This window comes from Vibrio sp. Y20_XG_PY13 (assembly GCF_024181925.1).
Lineage (GTDB): Bacteria > Pseudomonadota > Gammaproteobacteria > Enterobacterales > Vibrionaceae > Vibrio > Vibrio parahaemolyticus.
Genome location: NZ_JAMZAL010000003.1, coordinates 132275 through 149569, shown reverse-complemented (window position 1 = coordinate 149569; position 17295 = coordinate 132275). Strand labels below are relative to the sequence as shown.

The window sequence follows — 17295 nt, the reverse complement described above, 5'->3', positions numbered from 1 at the left end:
CCCGTAAAACACATCTTCGGGGCTTCGTATTTATCGCTTGTTTTGAGCGCTACTTCTTGATGTAGAGATCTTTCGAGTAGATGCGCCCTTCTACGTTGTTTTTGGCAAAACCGCCAACCGTAGGGCGAACCAAACGCGCTTGCATGTAGTAATAGATTGGCGCAATGGGCATATCTGCCGCCAGCAACTGTTCTGCTTGGTCATAAAATCCTTGGCGCGCTTTCTCATCGGTTGCAGCCAATGCACTGTTCATCGAGTTGTCGTACGCTTGGCTACTGTAACGTGCAAAGTTACCCGAAGAACCTGAACGCAATAAACTCAAGAAAGTGGACGCTTCGTTGTAATCACCACACCAAGACGCACGCATCACATCGAAATTGCCTTGTTTACGCGCCACTAAGTACGACTTCCACTCTTGATTTTCTAACTCAACGTTTGCACCGAGATTCTTGTGTAGCATCGAGGCTATTGCAACGGCGATAGATTTATTTGCCTCACTGGTGTTGTACAGCAATTTGAAATCCAAAGGTTTGCCATCACCGTATCCCGCTTCTTTCAGCAGTTCACGTGCTTTCTCATCACGTTGTTGTTGACTCCAGTTACTGTATTCTGGCGGCGTTGCATCAAACCCTGCGGTGTACTGATGTGCGAAAGTATAAGCAGGAAGGTTGCCGACTTGCGTGACACCATTCGTGATCACATCGCGCATGATGGAGTACGATACCGCTTGACGCACTCGCGCATCATCAAATGGTGGACGAGTGGTATTGAACGCGTAGTAATACGTGCACAGCAATGGCACCACCGTGTAAGCCTGCTTGTAATCTTGTTTAAGCTTCTGCGCCATATGAGTCGGCACATCTGACGTGATATCCACCTCACCTACCGCATAGCGATTGATCGACGCGTTTTGGTTTTCAAACGGAATGTAAGTCACTTTGTTTAAATGCGTATCTGCGCTGTCCCAGTAATTTGGGTTCTTGACCAGTTCAATGCGCTCATTCACGACCCACTTATCCAACGTGAATGCACCGTTGCTAACAAATTGGTCTGGATCGCTCCACGGCTTGTCGCGGTTTTCCACTGTCGCTTGATGCACTGGCATCATGGACGTGTGCCCGGTCATGGCAACAAAGTACGGAACTTGACTGTCCAACTCAAAACGTAAGGTGTATTTATCCACCGCCGCGATACCGAGATCGTCCAAAGGCTTTTTACCCTCTGCCACATCGGCGATGTTTTTGATCTTGGTGAGTTTGAGATACCAAACATTTGGAGAAGCGGTTTTCGGATCTACTGCTCGGCGCAGTGAATAGACAAAATCATCCGCCGTCACAGGCTCGCCATTCGACCATTTCGCATCTTTGCGTAGGTGAAAAACAAAGGTTAGGTTGTCCTTGGTTTCCCACGATTCCGCCACACCGGGAATGATGTTTCCGTCACGATCTTGAATCACCAGCCCTTCAAATAAATCACGAATCACGTGCATTTCTGGCAGACCTTCGGCTTTTGCCGGATCAAGCGTTGCCGCCTCTGCGTCATTCGCACGTACCAAATGTTGCTCTGCGGCGAGTTGAACGCCGTTAGGTAAGGTATCTGCAACGACAGATGCAGAAAGAAAAGGGGTGAATAAAGAGGAAATCAGCAACGCCGTTGAATGTTTTTTAAAATCCATATCGTTTTTCGTTCTCCTAACGCGTCTTGTGAAGCAAGCGCCACAATTAACATTTCAACCGTTGACGAGTTTAAACGGTTCGGTTTAGCTAGGTTTAATTAGCTTAGATATTGATATTACTTCATCAATCAGGAGATTACGGTGAGTCTAATTCCAAGAACGGAAAGAGCGGCATTTTTAATTCGGCCAACAACATACGGTCATTCCGTGCTTGGTGCGCCATTACTGTATTTTCCGGCGCAAGTCGAAAGTGCTTCGCGAGGTTTGATTTTGGCAGGCACTCACGGGGATGAGACAGCCTCGATTGCAGGTTTGTCCTGTGCGCTAAGAAGCTTGCCAGCTAAAAACTTACGACATGATGTGATTCTGTCAATGAATCCTGACGGCAACCAGCTAGGCACACGTGCAAATGCAAACCAAGTGGATCTCAATCGCGCGTTTCCAACCCCAAATTGGACTGAGCATGGCACCGAGTATCGATGGAGCTCTCACACCCCCGTTCGAGACGTAAAGGTGAAAACAGGCTCTAAAAACCAGCTAGAGCCAGAAGTTGGCGCATTAATTAACTTGATTGAACTGCGCAGGCCAAAGTTTGTGGTGTCATTTCATGAACCGCTTGCGTTTGTGGATGATCCCAAACATTCCAACCTTGCCAAATGGCTCGGCGAGCAGTTTCAACTGCCAATCGTTGACGATGTCGACTACGAAACACCCGGCTCATTCGGCACTTGGTGTAGTGAACGTGATTTACCTTGCATCACGTTGGAATTGCCCGCGATTTCTGCCGATCTCACCATTGAAAAGCATCTGTCCGCTTTTATTGCTTTACTGATGCACGATCCGGATCTTTAGTCCGCTGTTGGTTAAGCGATCATGTGAGGATCTGTTTGATGTCGGTACTGATATCGCTGATCAACTGACGTGCACTTTCGTCTCTTTGCTGAACCAAGATGATAAACAGCAAATCGGTGATCACGTTTTGCGCGGTGCGCGAAGCAATGGATGAGCTGCGATGTTCCGTTTCATTGGCAATCGTATCAAACGTAACATCGGCAATACCGCGCAAGCGACTTCTCCCAGGAGCAGATAACGCAATCACCTTCGCGCCCTGCTCTTTTGCCGCTTCTGCCGCGACGAGAATTTCTTTGCGTTCGCCCGAATACGAAATCGCTATCTGCACATCTTCTGAAGAGAGGGTACGAGCAACAGCAATCTGCACGTGGCTGTCTTGTTCGGAAAGCGCCGTAATACCGAGTTTAAGCAGTTTAAAGCTTAAATCCTTCGCGGTCAGGGCTGAGCCCCCAATCCCGACCACTTGCACTCGACGCGCTTCGCTCAACCATTTCACCGCTTGGTGACAAGCTTCATAAGACAGCGCATTGGTGGTTTGAAACATAGCATCTGTTTTTGCTTTCACCAGTTTCTGTGAAATAACCGCGATGGGATCATCTGCCAAAATATCACTGTGCAACGGTGTCGACTGCATCGCATGCTTACGGCCAATCTCTTCATTCAGAGCTAACTTAAACTCGCTGTAGCCTTTAAAGCCAATACGCTGAGTAAATTTCACAATGCTCGATTGACTCACTTTTACTTGCGCCGCAAGTTCTTGGCTGGTGAGCTGCGCCGCCTTTTCTGCGTTTTCAACAATCCAATCGCCGACCAAACGACCACTTTGCGAAAGCTGAGTACGCCTCGCGACTATCTTATTGATAACTGACACAACAAAAACCTCAAAAAAATTCAAATAAATTATTCCAAAACAAAAATAATTGGAGTTTGATTTAACTCCATGATTATTCTAACCAAGCCAGTTTATACTGGATGTAATGGACGTATATTTTCTCTCATTATTCCAAATTTCTCCTGCACAAAGAATAACCTCAAGTGTGATTTTTATCACCAAAACAGAATATTTTATTCCATAGAATCGCCCTCAGATTGAACATGACGAAGAGTGTAAAACATGAAAATTGATTTAAGCCGATTGGTGACAGAAAGCCGTAATCCAGCCAGTGCAGAGATTGATACGCTTTCGACCATCGAGATGCTACAAGTCATTAATGAAGAGGATCAAAAAGTCGCGCTCGCGGTCAAAGCAGTGCTATCACAAATTGCAAAGACGGTTGATGCAATTACTGCAGCGTTCGCCAATGGTGGCCGTTTGGTTTACATGGGAGCTGGCACATCAGGCCGCTTAGGAATTCTTGATGCGAGCGAGTGTCCTCCTACCTACGGCACGCATCCAGACATGGTGATTGGCTTAATTGCTGGTGGACACCAAGCGATTTTGAAAGCGGTAGAAAACGCAGAAGACGACGTGAAAATGGGTCAAGACGACTTAAAAGCGCTTCACCTCACCAAGCATGACGTGGTTGTAGGCATAGCTGCAAGTGGCCGCACGCCTTATGTGCTAGGTGGTTTGGAGTACGCTAAATCCATCGGAGCTACGACCGCATCTATCGCCTGTAATCCAGAATGTGCCATGGCAAAAGCGGCCGACATCGCGATTCTGCCGATTGTTGGCGCAGAGGTTGTCACTGGCTCTTCTCGCATGAAAGCCGGCACCGCACAAAAACTGGTGTTAAACATGCTCACGACAGGTGCAATGATTCGTAGCGGTAAGGTATTTGGCAACTTAATGGTGGATGTAGAGGCCACCAACGCCAAGCTCATCCAACGCCAAACCAACATTGTTGTAGAAGCAACTGGCGCGTCAAAAGAAGAAGCAGAGCGAGCATTAAATGCCTGCGATCGACACTGCAAAACTGCCATCTTAATGATTTTGGCCGATTTGGATGCCGAACAAGCCAAATCACGCCTCGCCGCGCACAACGGTTTTATTCGCGCAGCACTAAATAATAACTAAATAATCCGAGTTCTGAAGGATAGACCCTATGGCAAAAATAACTTCAAACACAGTATCGCAGTTGCTGTCCGCAGTGGGTGGCAGCAGCAACGTAAGCAAATGTGGTAACTGTATGACGCGTTTGCGTTTATCGCTCGCCAACAATGGCTTGGCTGACCAGTCTGTTATCAAGCAAATTCCCGGTGTAATGGGTGTGGTGGAAAGCGATGAGCAGTTTCAGATCATTCTCGGTCCCGGAAAAGCTCAACAAGCGGCTGAGATGATGAATCAATTGATCGACAGCTTAACCTCTGGTGACAGTGAAGAACCAGATATGCCGCAACAAGATCTTTCTGCCGTCGCGGCCGAGCAAAAAAAGCAGATGAAGAGCAAACAAACCAGTGCGGTTCAGCGTTTTTTAAGCAAGTTTGCCACCATCTTTACGCCGTTGATCCCTGGCTTTATTGCAGCTGGTTTGTTGCTAGGTTTTGCGACGTTATTGGAACAGATGTTTGTTCTCGACCAGACACCAAGCCAGTTTATGTTGGATTTGATCGCCTACATGAAAGTCTTTGGTAAGGGTCTGTTTGCTTTCTTAAGTATTCTGATTGGTTACAACGCGCAGCAAGCGTTTGGCGGCTCTGGTGTTAATGGTGCCATTCTCGCCTCTTTGTTTGTGCTGGGTTACAACCCAGAGGCTACATCCGGCATTTACTCTGGCATGAACGAGTTTTTCGGCTTTGCGATTGATCCGCGCGGCAACATTATCGGCGTACTTTTGGCGGCGATCATCGGTGCGCAAGTCGAGCGTAAGGTTCGTCAATACATGCCAGATGATCTGGACATGATCTTAACGTCCGTTATCACTCTATTGATCATGGGTGCGGTAACCTTCTTGATCATCATGCCGATCGGCGGCGAGCTGTTTAAAGGGATGTCTTGGTTGTTCCTCAACTTGAACGATAACCCATTAGGCGCTGCAATCTTGGCAGGTTTGTTCTTAATTTCTGTGGTATTTGGCATCCACCAAGGTTTCGTTCCAGTGTACTTCGCATTGATGGAAGCACAGGGCTTTAACTCGCTATTCCCTATCCTGGCGATGGCTGGTGGCGGTCAGGTTGGCGCGTCAATGGCGCTGTATTTCAAAGCCAAAAAAGACGCTCTACTGCGCACTCAAGTTAAAGGCGCTATTATTCCGGGTCTTCTAGGCATTGGCGAACCATTGATTTACGGCGTGACATTACCACGCGTAAAACCATTCGTTACCGCTTGTATTGGTGGCGCTGCGGGCGGCTTCTTTATCGGCTTAGTTTCTTACCTTGGCTTGCCAGTTGGTCTTAATACGGTGTTTGGCCCGTCCGGTATCGTGGCGATTCCTCTCATGACATCTGAAAATGGCATCTTCCCGGGCATGATGGTGTTTGTTGCCGGCCTGCTTATCTCTTACATAGTCGGCTTCCTCGCGACTTACTTCTTTGGCTGCAAAGACGTCGATTTAAGCTAAATCATTCTTCCCCTATAGGAATGGACTAGCTCGCGCCCTTGGCAAACAAGGGCGCATCCTCTCTACTTCACGACAATTTTTCTTATTCCGTTACTCGGAAGGGGCTTTGTCGTACCTAAAACAATAGAAATGAAAGGTCGTTAATCATGAAAAAGCACATTTTGACTCTACTTCTCCCAACATTGATGGCATCAAATGCAATGGCAGCGCAGCTGTATCAAGCGGAAGATGGGTCAGTTTTAAATATTTACTCTCGTCTTGGTTTCAATGTCACCAGTAAAAATGATGAGCATGGCGATGCAAATGGCGAGTTTGATGGTCGTATTGGTTTAAACGGTTCACAAACCATCAACGAGTACGCGTCGATCATCGGCCAAGCGCAATACCAAGTGGGTGCCGCTGAATACGCAAACCAAGTAAACGACAAACCGTCTCTGACCGCACGTTATGTATGGGCAGGTATTGATGCGAAAGATTATGGTCGCATTACTGGTGGTCGCGTGGCATCTGGATTGATTATGTTTACCGACATTGGTGATGTGTTCGCCTCTTCCGATGTTTCTATGGCGCGCCAAGCGAACAAAGTCGACAAAACCGCGACGCAAGTTTTCCGTCAAGATGGTACGCTGCAATACCAAAACAGCCTAGGTAATTTCGACTTTTCTGTCGCGTACATTTTAGGAAACAACACTTCTGAGCTCGACTACGGTTACAACGCTGCACTGCGTTATACGCTAGACATGGGGAATTTGGGTACCTTGGCGCCAGTGGTGGCGATGCAGAAAAATAAAGGTGATGCACGTGAAAGCAACGACACCGATTACACATTCTGGGGCGCAGGTACGCGTTACTACTTAGGTGATTTGATGTTGGGTGCGTTGTACTCGGAAGATGAACTAGAGGGCTATTACTCACAAACCAGCACCGACAAAGTGATGGAATTGACGGCGGTTTACAGTGTAAATGACAAATGGGCACTGCGTGCTGGTTATCGTTCTTTAGAAAACAGTGATGGTGACGAGCTAGAGCTGAAAGATACAACGCTAGAAGTGCAATACAAACTGACGCCTCGTTCTTCTATCTACACAAACTACGTTGATCGTAACGGTTCGCGTGGCTACAGCAATGGACAAGAAGTCTCGTTTGGCGGTGCGCACGCAGACGAAAGCTACTACCACTTAGGTCTGCGTTACGAGCTGTAAGCATGATACTTAATGTGAGTTAGCTGAATCCATGAGCTTCTTCTGTGTCCGGTCAGTAGTTATTGCCTTTAATGCTGATTTGAAGAAGCTCACCCTCGCAATATGTTTTCTTCGTTACCTATTTTAACCAACACGCCTGCATCAGGAAAGCTGGTGACAGTAGCTAACAATTTTCCATCGACAAAGTGCAATGCCGCATAATCGTGAATGCCATAACAAGTGATGCTCGGTTGAGAACGAGCAAAGGCTTGGAAAACCTCGAACTTCTCACCTACATGAGAAAAATGCGCCGCAGCCAAACCGTCAATTAATCCAAGACAACGCATAACTTGGTATGCTTCGGGATCACTGTCTGTCACCGCAAACTCAAACCAACAAATTGCACCAGCGCTCATGCCACAAATGATGATGCCTTGTTCATAACACTGCTTGAGTATTCTATCGATTCCCCATTCGCGCCAAATGGCCAACATCGAACGCGTATTACCGCCACCGACGTAAATGATGTCTTGTTCAAATAGCGTTTCTTTCCAACCAGCATCAAACTTAAACAGCGGAAAATGGGTTACGTTTTCACTAAGCTTCGCATTGTAAAAACGTTCAATAACTTCATCGGCGTCTCCCGTGGCTGTCGGTAGAAAACAAATGTTTGGATTCTCCTTACCAGACAAAGACAAAATGTATTGATCGAGCGGGCTCGGATTCTCTCCCATCATCCAGCCACCACCACCAATCGCAATACAGTGTTTTCGCATTCCTTTGCTTCCTCAATTGTTGCTAAGTTTGTTGTCGCTATTCGCCGACAGAATATATGTTCCTAAAGTGATCAATGAACGCTCGCGTTCTTCTTGGTAAGTGCTCACGTTTTGGGTAAAGCAGATAAAGCGGCAAAATCGCATCCGTTTGCCATTCTGGCAGCAAACTCACGAGTTGTTCTTTTTGTGCAGATTCGAGTTTAGCCAGTGCAAATTCATCTAACATGGCTACACCACAGCCAGCCAAAGTAGCATCCAACATGGACTGAACAAGATTAAAACTCAGCGTACTTTCTAACTCAATGCTGCACTGCTGCTGAGTTTGCTTATGCGTAAACGTCCACTTGTCTAACACCAAGTCACGACTTTTATAAAGGATGTGCTCTAAGTCACCAAGCTCCTCTGGCGTACTTACATTTGGTTTATCAGCTAAATACGAGCGATGAGCGATCGGTTTACAGTGTAAAGTGCGTAGCTGATGGCCGACGTATCCCTCTGGAGGAGTATCGGTAAAGTAGAATGCGATATCAAACCCGGCCTCAATCAAGTCGAGAGGTGTCTCTGTGAAGATCACTTCGACGCTCACTTGTGGATGTTGCAATCGAAACTCGATCAATGTTTGGCTGAGTATCGCAGCTCCGAAAGAAGCGGACGCCGCTATTCTCAATTTTCCCGATACGATCTCGTTTGCCATGACTTGCTCATTGATCTGCTCTGCGCCTTCGAGCAGTTGCTTTACCTGCTGATAAAACCGCAAACCATCGTAGGTCAAATTAAACTGGCGCGTAGTTCGCTGAATAAGCTGCACCGACAATATGTCTTCAAGCTGTTTAAGTTGCCGACTTACATGCGCATTCGAACAATTCAGTCGCTTTGCTGCGCCAGCAATACTTCGCTCCTCGCACAAAGCGACGTAAAGTGGTACGTAGCTGAGCCATTTTATTTCCATACAGTAATTCTGAATCTCTAAAATCAAACTACTGGAAATAATAGAAAGCCTCTAAACTCTGAACAACCTAAATTTGAAAGGATGAGTTATGAGTGTTTTCGACACGTGGTTAAAAGGTCAAGTCATTAAAGATCACATCACTAATCCCAATATCATCGTTGGCGATTACAGCTATTACTCGGGCTTCTATCATCAAAAAAGCTTCGAAGAGCAAGCAGTACGCTACTTGTTGGGTGACCCCGTCACACTTCAAGAATGGCAAAGTAGAGAACCCGATAGCATCGACAAATTAATCATTGGCAAGTTTTGTTCCATCGCTTCTGGAGCCACCTTTATGATGGCAGGAAACCAAGGTCATCGCATTGACTGGATTTCGGCCTTCCCCTTCTCTCCTGAAGAATTTGGAGAAGGCGTGCAAGACGGTTTCGAGCGTGCCGGAGACACGGTGGTGGGGAGCGATGTTTGGATTGGCAGCGAGGCGATGATCATGCCCGGAGTAAACATCGGCGATGGAGCCGTCATCGGAGCACGCGCAGTAGTGACGAAAGACGTCCAACCTTATTCGGTGGTGGTTGGAAACAACCAAGTCGTACGTCAACGATTCAGCGATAAAGAGATTGAAATGCTACTCAATATCCAATGGTGGAACTGGCCAATAGAACACATTAAACAAGCAATGAAAGTAATGTGTAGCAGCCAAGTCGGTGCGCTTGCGGACTACTATCAAGAGCACATTGTCGATTTGTAGATAAACAAAAGCCCACACATCTTGTTGCGACGTGTGGGCTCAGTGAGTAAGAAAGCTTAAACCGCAGCGACGTCCTCTTCTTCCAAGTTCGCCGAGACTTTAATTTCGTATTGATTGAAACGGAACGAACAACCGCCATGAGTACGCTTTGTCGTTACTTGCTCGTCGCCAAACTGCACCGTCACGCGAGTGAAGACACGCTCTTTGGCTTCGACAATATTTTCTTCTAACGCGACTTCAAAGTCATGTTCCGTTTGTTCTAGCTTTTGCTTTATCGCTTCAAGCTGCTCGTTGTTTTGTGTTTTCATCACATCAATCTGAGCTTGTTCTTCGTCGGTACGTTCGGCTTTAGGACGTTTCTTAAATTCGAGCTCTTTACGAATCACATCCATCGTGCCTTCTTGAGCGCGTTTGTATTGATCTTTGAGCTCTGCTAATCGCTCCTTAAATGCAGAATAGCGCGCGAACGCTTCTACCTTAGTGGCGGTGTCGCCTTCTACGCCCAATTGTAAGCACACCACTTTGTCACCGACTTTTGCATCTCCGCCGCTGAGCGTACCGTTCCTACCGTTCGCATCCAGCACCGTCAGATTGCGCCCACAAACAATATCGTTATTCATGCTGTGCACCGCCAACTCAATATCTTCGCCAGCTTGCAAATCACAATATTGGGCGTAGCTGGCACGAATCGAACCTTTGGCTTTGACGTGACAACTCTTTGGCTGGCCATCACTCACGGTGTGGCCAATGATCCCTTTACCAACTTGAATGTCGTCTTGCGCTTGTACGTCAGCCGATTCAATGAAGCCGCCTACAGTAATAGAACCCGTCGCTTTAACAATCATGCCGGATTCAATGTTGCCACCGATAATCACATTCCCTTTGAATTTCACGTGACCTGTATTCACGCCAACGCTATTGAGACAGAGTGCGTTATCAACTTCAATGGTTTTGTCTTTAATTAGAGGCGTACCGGATACCGATGCAATCAATAGGTTTGGGTCGTGCTTGCTTATCTCGGTGCCCTTGCCTGGCTTCATTGGGCTGTCTTTCCCGGCTTGTGGAGGAATCACTCGCCCTTGAACAGTAAAACCAGGCGTACCTTTGGTCGCAGGCGTGCGGCGCATCACCTCATCGCCTACGTCAACCGCGATAGTTTCACCGAGGTTACGTAAATCAATTTTGTCGCTAGCAGATTGGCCGTCTTTGGGTTTGAGGATGCGTTTGGTGATGTCTTTAACGAGAGGAGTAAAAAGAGCGTCTTTGCCTTTGATAGGTTGCTTACCAACCGCTACAGGTTGAGAAAAAGTTTCGCCGGGTTTGAGCTGAGTGCTGACAACCAACACTTTCTTCAAAGCCAGTTTGTTGATGCCTTTCGAAACTCGCGCTTGAGCAAGGGCTTGAACAATCTCGGGGCCACGTAAACCTCGGCCTCCGTACGCACCGACAACGTTCATACTGGCGAGCATGTCATTATTCGATAATTCGACCTCAACTTGCGCGTTGCGTTTTTCCGCAATGACGATGCCTTCGTAAGCTTCGGCTTTACGTTCTTTGGCGCAGTTAATGAATCTCACGACTTCCCCCTCAACAACAAACATCCTTTCAGCGTTCATTGCGACGAGCTGCTCGTTTAATTCATTTTGATTTAGCTCACCCCCGAGGTCCACTTCTCCCGGAAGACGGGCTATCACCTTGGTCTTATCTTCAGATAACTCAAGACACAGCTTCCACATACCCTTACCACTTTGCTTCCCATCAACACTTTCAGTCTAACCAAAAACATTTTCTGAACAAACCTCGCACTTCGAAGAATAGGGCTCAGGTCACTAAAGGTCGAAGCCTTGGTATTATTGAGTAAATTAAGTATTAGGCATGGTGATTCATCCGCGTAAATCATTCCACTCTCGTTTCACTTCATGCTCCACTCTACAGCATGAGAAAGTTGTAGCTTGTAGTTATAGTGCTTCAATACAATAGAAGTGGCGACGCCACTCCTTCCCTTTTATTGGCGATTTTGTTTACAGCTCAACATTGAACTTAGTCGGTCATGAGTTTGCTTTTTATCATTCATCAAAAACAAAAAAGGAGTGAATTTACAGTGTAAAGTCACTCCTCTCAGCTCGTCTCTATTTACAGTGTAAATCCATAAGGCGTTGCGTTTACACTGTAAATTGACTCAACAACTTTTCTAACTCATTTCTTAACTGTTGCTCAACTTGCTTTCTTCCCGATAATCCAAATTGTTTGGCACAAATGCCCCAATCATGGTTTAAGAACACTTTACTTATCATCAAATCAGAAACAGGCGCTAAACCATATTGACGCAGCCACTGTTGTAACCACACAAAAATCGATTCATAGCTTGCACCACCCTGCGCATAGCTTTGAAGCAATACTCGCTTAGTCGGATGTAAGGTTTGATGTTGAATCGGTTGACGCAACAAGCTTCTAGCCAGACTCGGCTCTAACTTAGGATAAACAAGGGAAAGGCTCGCAGACAAAAACTCATGAAACAATGCTTGTGCGTCATCAATCCAAGTTTGTGATTTATTCGCAAGTTGGCGAACCATCAACAATGAATAACAACCGCTGGCGGCATCGCGCATAGTTCCTAAACGAATGGATTGATAACCAGCTTGTTGCCAAAACTGAATCAACTCATCCGTCGCACCAAAACTTGTCGATAGGTAATCCACATGGGCACCAACACTTTCCTCGAGTAGTGTTAGCATGTGCTTGCCAATGCCCGAACCTTGTAGATCAGGATGCACCGCAATTCGCATCACTCGTGAAGTAATAAGCCTGCCTACCTTTACCAAACCAAGTTGATTGATGATGGTGATTGGCGTCAAATGCCCTTTAGGACGACGTTGACCAAGTTGAACGGCTTCAATTAACTCGTCATCAAGACCGCCCTCCTCAACCGTGAGAATGACTCCGATGATATTTTGTTTATCCATCGCGAGATAAACGGAGCTGTTGTCATCTCGTAGTAAATGGAGCAAATCATTCGGTGAGGTTTGATAATGAGCGTTAACCAGTAAAGCAAAGCATTCGCGTAGCAAGTTGGGCTGGTGAACCAGTGCTTGCTTGTCCACTTTGTTCAACGATACGTTCGCCATGCCTTCAATGGATTGCGGCGATAATTCCGCGTTCAAGATAAAAGCGTCATACAACCACATTTCTAACTTATCATCTGCGCTCCAACGAATTGGCTGCTGCATGTGATACGTCTTCATGCCAGGTCGTTGTTGTTGCAACCATTCAATGAACTTCAACGTGAAGCCACGTCCGCAGCCTTCATAGCCATGAATCGTGCTAGAAAAGACCAAACGATGATAATGCTCGGTGATTTGTTTGAGCATCGGGACGGGAATCGCAGCCGCTTCATCAACTAGCAACAAATCACACTCAGGCAGCGAAGACAACAATTCGTCAGGCGCAATAAACTGAATATACCCATAGCCGACTTCCAAACGGTCTTTCTTCATCTGTTTGGCAGATGTAAGTAAACGGTGCGCGTGCTGATAGACTGGCTCAACAGCGTTAATAGAAGGCGCGGTAAGTAATATACGCAGCGGCTTGTGTTGCAACAACTGAGCACAAGCGATACCTAACGCGCTGCTTTTACCTCTACCGCGATCAGCCGTGAGCACAAAAGGACGCTTACGATGCCCACTCACCACTTTCTCGATTAATGAAACAGCGTGAGTCTGCTCTATGTATTCTGTATTTCTCTGCGCAATAGCAAACTCAGAAACCTGGGGAATGACTTTCCCCTGCTCAAGCACTATCAGCTTTTGCCATTGGGTCTGCATCCATTGCTCAGCGAAATGTTGTGGCTGAGCAGTATTTGTCACAACAAGTAGCATTCCACCGCCAACGAGAGAGCCAATTGCCGCCGTAAAGCTATTAGCATCGAACTCTTTTCGCGCGTCAAACAGCAGCACATCACATTCTCTGCCGAGTAGTCGATTTCCCTGCTTCATTCCAACACAAAAGGCACTCTCGAATGACCAATCCCCAACACAGAACCAACGTTGTGTGGTTTGAGTTTGAAGAAATGCAGAGAGAATGGCCTCTTGCCAATCGGCCTCTCCTTGCAAAACAACGCCTGAGCGTTGAAAAGCATGTTGAGATTGGCGTTGAAGTGAAGATAGAAATTCAGATTGTGCGTGCATGGGGTCTATCCGATGTTGAACTGCCGCCATGTTATCACATCTGCTATTCGGAGCATGCTTCCACACGCTCAAGATCGCAGACATAAAAAAACCGCCCGAAGGCGGTTATCGTTAAAGCTTAATTTTATTGCATTTTGCTTTGAACAAAAGTAAGGATTTCTTCCATCAAGCTGTCGTCGACTTTCTTCAGATTGAGAGCAAGATTGCTGCCTTTACGACTGTAGCTTGCTCGACCTTTGACAAGGTCAACTTTTTCAGCTTTTTTTGCAGGTTTAGCTGGTGCTAACTCTGAGATCCAACTTTCGATGCTTTCCGTCACTTCTTTGGTCAAACGAGCCACGCCTTGTGCCTTGCTACGTTGCCACAAGTAACCTTCAGATGTACGGCATTTATCCAACAAGTTTTGCTGCTGCTCAGCGGTCAATGTTGAGAACTGTTTGTGCAGTTTAACGATGGTTGGACGACCTAAATCGCCAACATTTGGATACGCTTGTAGCAATTCTAGCGGCAATGCCGCGGCTTTAAGCGCACCACTTACCAATGCCTCACTGCATTGGAACATTTTCGCTAGCGCTTTTTGGTCTTCGGCTTCACCACTTTCCAGCTTAGCCTGCATCTCTTTGCCTTTTTCGTAAAGCGACAGCGGTTTGTGAGCATTCGCGACGTCAGATAGGAATTTCGCGTGTTCAGTGTTGATACCATCACCAACGTAAACCAAGAAATCCTTACCCGCCAAGATACAAGACATACGACGGCGGCTACCGTCTAGCACTTCAATTTTGCCATCGTCAGTGCGACGACCAACAGCTGGGTACTGTTGACCACGCTCTTTCAGTGTCACCAAAACATCAGATAAAGCATGCTCATTCAAGAATGATTGTTCACGGGCATTGTCCGCGAACACACGCGTCTCGCTTGCCACTTTATCTGCGGGAATACGAACTAATTCAAACTGAACCGTGCCCTCACCCGCCACTGCCAACTCGATGGTTTGCGCTTTTTCTTTTGCTGCCGTTTGCGCTTCTTGTGGAGTCGCTACTCGACGTTTATTCGTTTTACCAAATAATTTCGCGTTTAATTCAGACGTTTTCAAAGCCATTTACTGTTTACCCCTGATTTAATGACGGCCAGTTAGAGTGCAATACGCGCTCCAATTCCAATGCGCTTTTGTGAACCGCATCTTGAGCAGTTGCAAGTGTCTTCTTGCCGCCTTCGAAATCACTTACGGTTAAATCAAACACAGTGCTGTAGGTGTCTGCACACGTTTCAAATGCACGGCTACGTGGAATGGTTGCCATCATCACTTGGTCACCAAGCAGATAGTTCATTTCCGTCAATACCGAGACTTGCTTCTTGTTGTCGTCTTCGAACATGGTTGGCATTAGACGAACAAACTCTAAGCCATTCCAATCTTCTGGGAACATCTCATAAACCGTAGGCAAATGCTGGAAGAAGTTAACCGTAGATGCCCAGTCTAGACGTTTTGCCGCACAAGGAATTAACAGTGCATTGGACGCGTACATCGCATTCCAAACCAGAGGGTCAACGTGCGGACCGGTATCAATCATGATGATATCGAAGTCATTCGCAATCTTGTCGATAAGCTGTTCTTTCAATAGACGAACGATATCAAGTGATGGGTCTTCAGACAGCGTTTGCCACGCTTCTGCGTTAAACATAGCATCTTCTGGGAATGCGGAGATTGACTTCAAGTTCGGATATTGCGTCGGCAACAGCACGTTCTTGTGTAAAAATTCGCGGTCGATCTCAACTCCATCAGGCACGTTGCCTAACATGATGTCCACCGCTGAATAAATGTTGTCGTGCTCAGCCACACTGATTTGCGGGTTTAAAAACAGACGTAATGAACCTTGAGGGTCCAAGTCAATCAAACAAATGCGGTAGCGTTTATCTAGGTTAAGCGCCAAACAAGCAGCCAAATGTACGGCCGTCATTGATTTACCCGTACCACCTTTTTGGTTTTGTACGTTGATAATCCATGGTTTATTGCCGTTATTCTTCTTACGCTCATAGAATTTTGGCACTTCAGCCGCATCCATCAGCATGTGTGCTTCTTCTAACGTAATGGAGTAATGATTCGCGTTGTTTTTAGTAAATTGGTGGCCTGCGGCTTCCATCTTACCGATCGCTTCATCCAGTTTACGACGAGTTAAACCAGAGCGAGTCTCCATCATCGCCTTAGACATTGGTGGGAAGTAGTTGTCACTTCGCTCTTCCAAAACAATCTCAATACGGTCAGCTTGAACTTGTTGCGTCAGCTCAGCTAACTCTTGAAGATTTTCAATCGTTTTTTCTCTTTTCATGCCAAATTCCGTTGGAAGGATATCTGCATCTAATTGTACAGCAGTAGACTTCAAAAACAACAAAAAGGTGCACATTCATTTTGAACAACCATCACATAAAAAACCATCAAAATTGGCTGTTTTATGATTTAAGAAGAAAAATATATCAATTTTTAATCGATTTATTCCAAATAAAGGAGGTTAGTTCTTCTCAAAATTAAAAGTGTTACATTGTCACTTATTTACATTGTAAATCTATTTTATCCGGAACGATTATATAAGTGGGCTAAATTACGGATTATGTGATTTCAATCGACTTAAATCATTTTACATACTGATTGTGGAGGAAAAGAGAGGAAATAGTGTCGCGTCACGACCTTGATCATGCATCCGAAGCAAAATCAGCGAAAAGACAACGAATAAGAACGGAACCATGATCAAGGAAGACTCTTGATCATGTTTTCGAAGATAACTGTAAATACGAAAGCATGATCATGGCAGATAATGGACGAATGAAGGTAAATCAAGGCTTGAGTACATGGATCCATTTCTCGGAAAAATGATCAAGCAAGTAGGTTTCTCGGAAGCATGCTTTTTAATGCGCTATTTACGGCTGAGTGCAGACGGAATGGGGGATTGAAGCATAAATGCGCCTCTCAACCTTCGGAACGATGAAATACAGTATCGGCAAACAAGACATAGTGTCTTTCATGATCATGCTTCCGTTAATTCTGATAATCATGCAATCTTTGAGGCGAAGGACCCAAATTGACGTCATTTTAATCGTTTGGCTAATTTGGCAACAATTGAAGGTAAAGAGAGACGAAATAACCTTAGCTTGATCATTGATCCGTAACCTCGAAACACTCACAATAGCAGAGGATCGACAAATCAAGATCGAGGTAATCACGGATTTCTGTGGATAACCTGTACAGACATCATGATCATCGTTTCATGATTGTTTTGATCATCTTTTCAGGAACTTAATGATCATGCTTGCGGAATGAAGTGATCATGCTTTCAAGGTTTTGTTGATCATCGTTTCGATAAAGCTATGATCATAGTTCCGAAACACCTTCAAAAAATACTCATTAATAACAGCAGCTTAGGCTCGTAAAAATAACCAG

The 17295-nt window shown here is 45.9% G+C and carries 13 protein-coding genes; 5 read left to right on the top strand and 8 right to left on the bottom strand.

Going from position 1 to position 17295, the window contains the following annotated elements; all coding sequences use genetic code 11:
• Nucleotides 1–49 precede the first annotated feature (49 nt).
• Nucleotides 50–1675, bottom strand: a complete 1626-nt coding sequence (locus NL646_RS09680) for an ABC transporter substrate-binding protein (protein WP_253664147.1) — start codon at nt 1673–1675, stop codon at nt 50–52.
• Between the two features lie 141 nt (nt 1676–1816).
• Between NL646_RS09680 and mpaA the strand changes: the two genes are divergently transcribed.
• On the top strand, nt 1817–2527 hold the full coding sequence (gene mpaA, locus NL646_RS09675) for a murein tripeptide amidase MpaA (RefSeq protein WP_253664146.1): 711 nt from the start codon (nt 1817–1819) through the stop codon (nt 2525–2527).
• A 19-nt stretch (nt 2528–2546) separates the two neighbouring features.
• On the opposite strand, the gene NL646_RS09670 is transcribed toward mpaA, so the two are convergent.
• Nucleotides 2547–3398, bottom strand: coding sequence for an SIS domain-containing protein (locus NL646_RS09670; RefSeq protein WP_025540278.1), 852 nt, complete (start codon nt 3396–3398; stop codon nt 2547–2549).
• 243 nt (nt 3399–3641) lie between these two features.
• Between NL646_RS09670 and murQ the strand changes: the two genes are divergently transcribed.
• The 3 genes from murQ (at nt 3642) to NL646_RS09655 (ending at nt 7229) form a co-directional block, all read left to right on the top strand.
• Nucleotides 3642–4544, top strand: coding sequence for an N-acetylmuramic acid 6-phosphate etherase (murQ, locus tag NL646_RS09665; protein WP_253664145.1), 903 nt, complete (start codon nt 3642–3644; stop codon nt 4542–4544).
• 28 nt (nt 4545–4572) lie between these two features.
• A complete protein-coding gene (gene murP / locus NL646_RS09660; RefSeq protein WP_005500182.1) occupies nt 4573–6027 on the top strand; it encodes a PTS N-acetylmuramic acid transporter subunit IIBC in 1455 nt (484 codons plus the stop codon).
• Between the two features lie 146 nt (nt 6028–6173).
• The gene (locus NL646_RS09655) at nt 6174–7229 is read left to right on the top strand and encodes a porin (protein ID WP_006740897.1); all 1056 of its coding nucleotides are present in this window, start codon (nt 6174–6176) and stop codon (nt 7227–7229) included.
• 89 nt (nt 7230–7318) lie between these two features.
• Here NL646_RS09655 and NL646_RS09650 read toward each other — a convergent pair whose 3' ends face one another.
• Nucleotides 7319–7984, bottom strand: a complete 666-nt coding sequence (locus NL646_RS09650) for a peptidase E (RefSeq protein WP_025552528.1) — start codon at nt 7982–7984, stop codon at nt 7319–7321.
• 37 nt (nt 7985–8021) lie between these two features.
• Entirely contained in the window at nt 8022–8933 is a 912-nt protein-coding gene (locus tag NL646_RS09645; protein ID WP_253664144.1) for a LysR family transcriptional regulator, read from the bottom strand.
• Nucleotides 8934–9021: 88 nt separating this feature from the next.
• On the opposite strand from NL646_RS09645, the gene catC reads away from it, so the two are divergent.
• Complete coding sequence (gene catC / locus NL646_RS09640; RefSeq protein WP_253664143.1) at nt 9022–9681, top strand: type C chloramphenicol O-acetyltransferase; 660 nt, start codon at nt 9022–9024, stop codon at nt 9679–9681.
• A gap of 56 nt (nt 9682–9737) precedes the next feature.
• On the opposite strand, the gene NL646_RS09635 is transcribed toward catC, so the two are convergent.
• The 4 genes from NL646_RS09635 to NL646_RS09620 all read right to left on the bottom strand — a co-directional run bounded on the left by NL646_RS09635 (nt 9738) and on the right by NL646_RS09620 (nt 16189).
• The gene (locus tag NL646_RS09635; protein WP_020838336.1) at nt 9738–11417 is read right to left on the bottom strand and encodes a DUF342 domain-containing protein; all 1680 of its coding nucleotides are present in this window, start codon (nt 11415–11417) and stop codon (nt 9738–9740) included.
• Between the two features lie 426 nt (nt 11418–11843).
• Nucleotides 11844–13865 (bottom strand): tRNA(Met) cytidine acetyltransferase TmcA, encoded by a 2022-nt coding sequence (locus tag NL646_RS09630; protein WP_253664142.1) that lies wholly within the window; start codon nt 13863–13865, stop codon nt 11844–11846.
• Nucleotides 13866–13989: 124 nt separating this feature from the next.
• Entirely contained in the window at nt 13990–14964 is a 975-nt protein-coding gene (locus tag NL646_RS09625) for a ParB/RepB/Spo0J family partition protein (RefSeq protein WP_005464865.1), read from the bottom strand.
• A gap of 7 nt (nt 14965–14971) precedes the next feature.
• Entirely contained in the window at nt 14972–16189 is a 1218-nt protein-coding gene (locus NL646_RS09620) for an AAA family ATPase (protein WP_005500197.1), read from the bottom strand.
• Nucleotides 16190–17295 lie beyond the last annotated feature (1106 nt).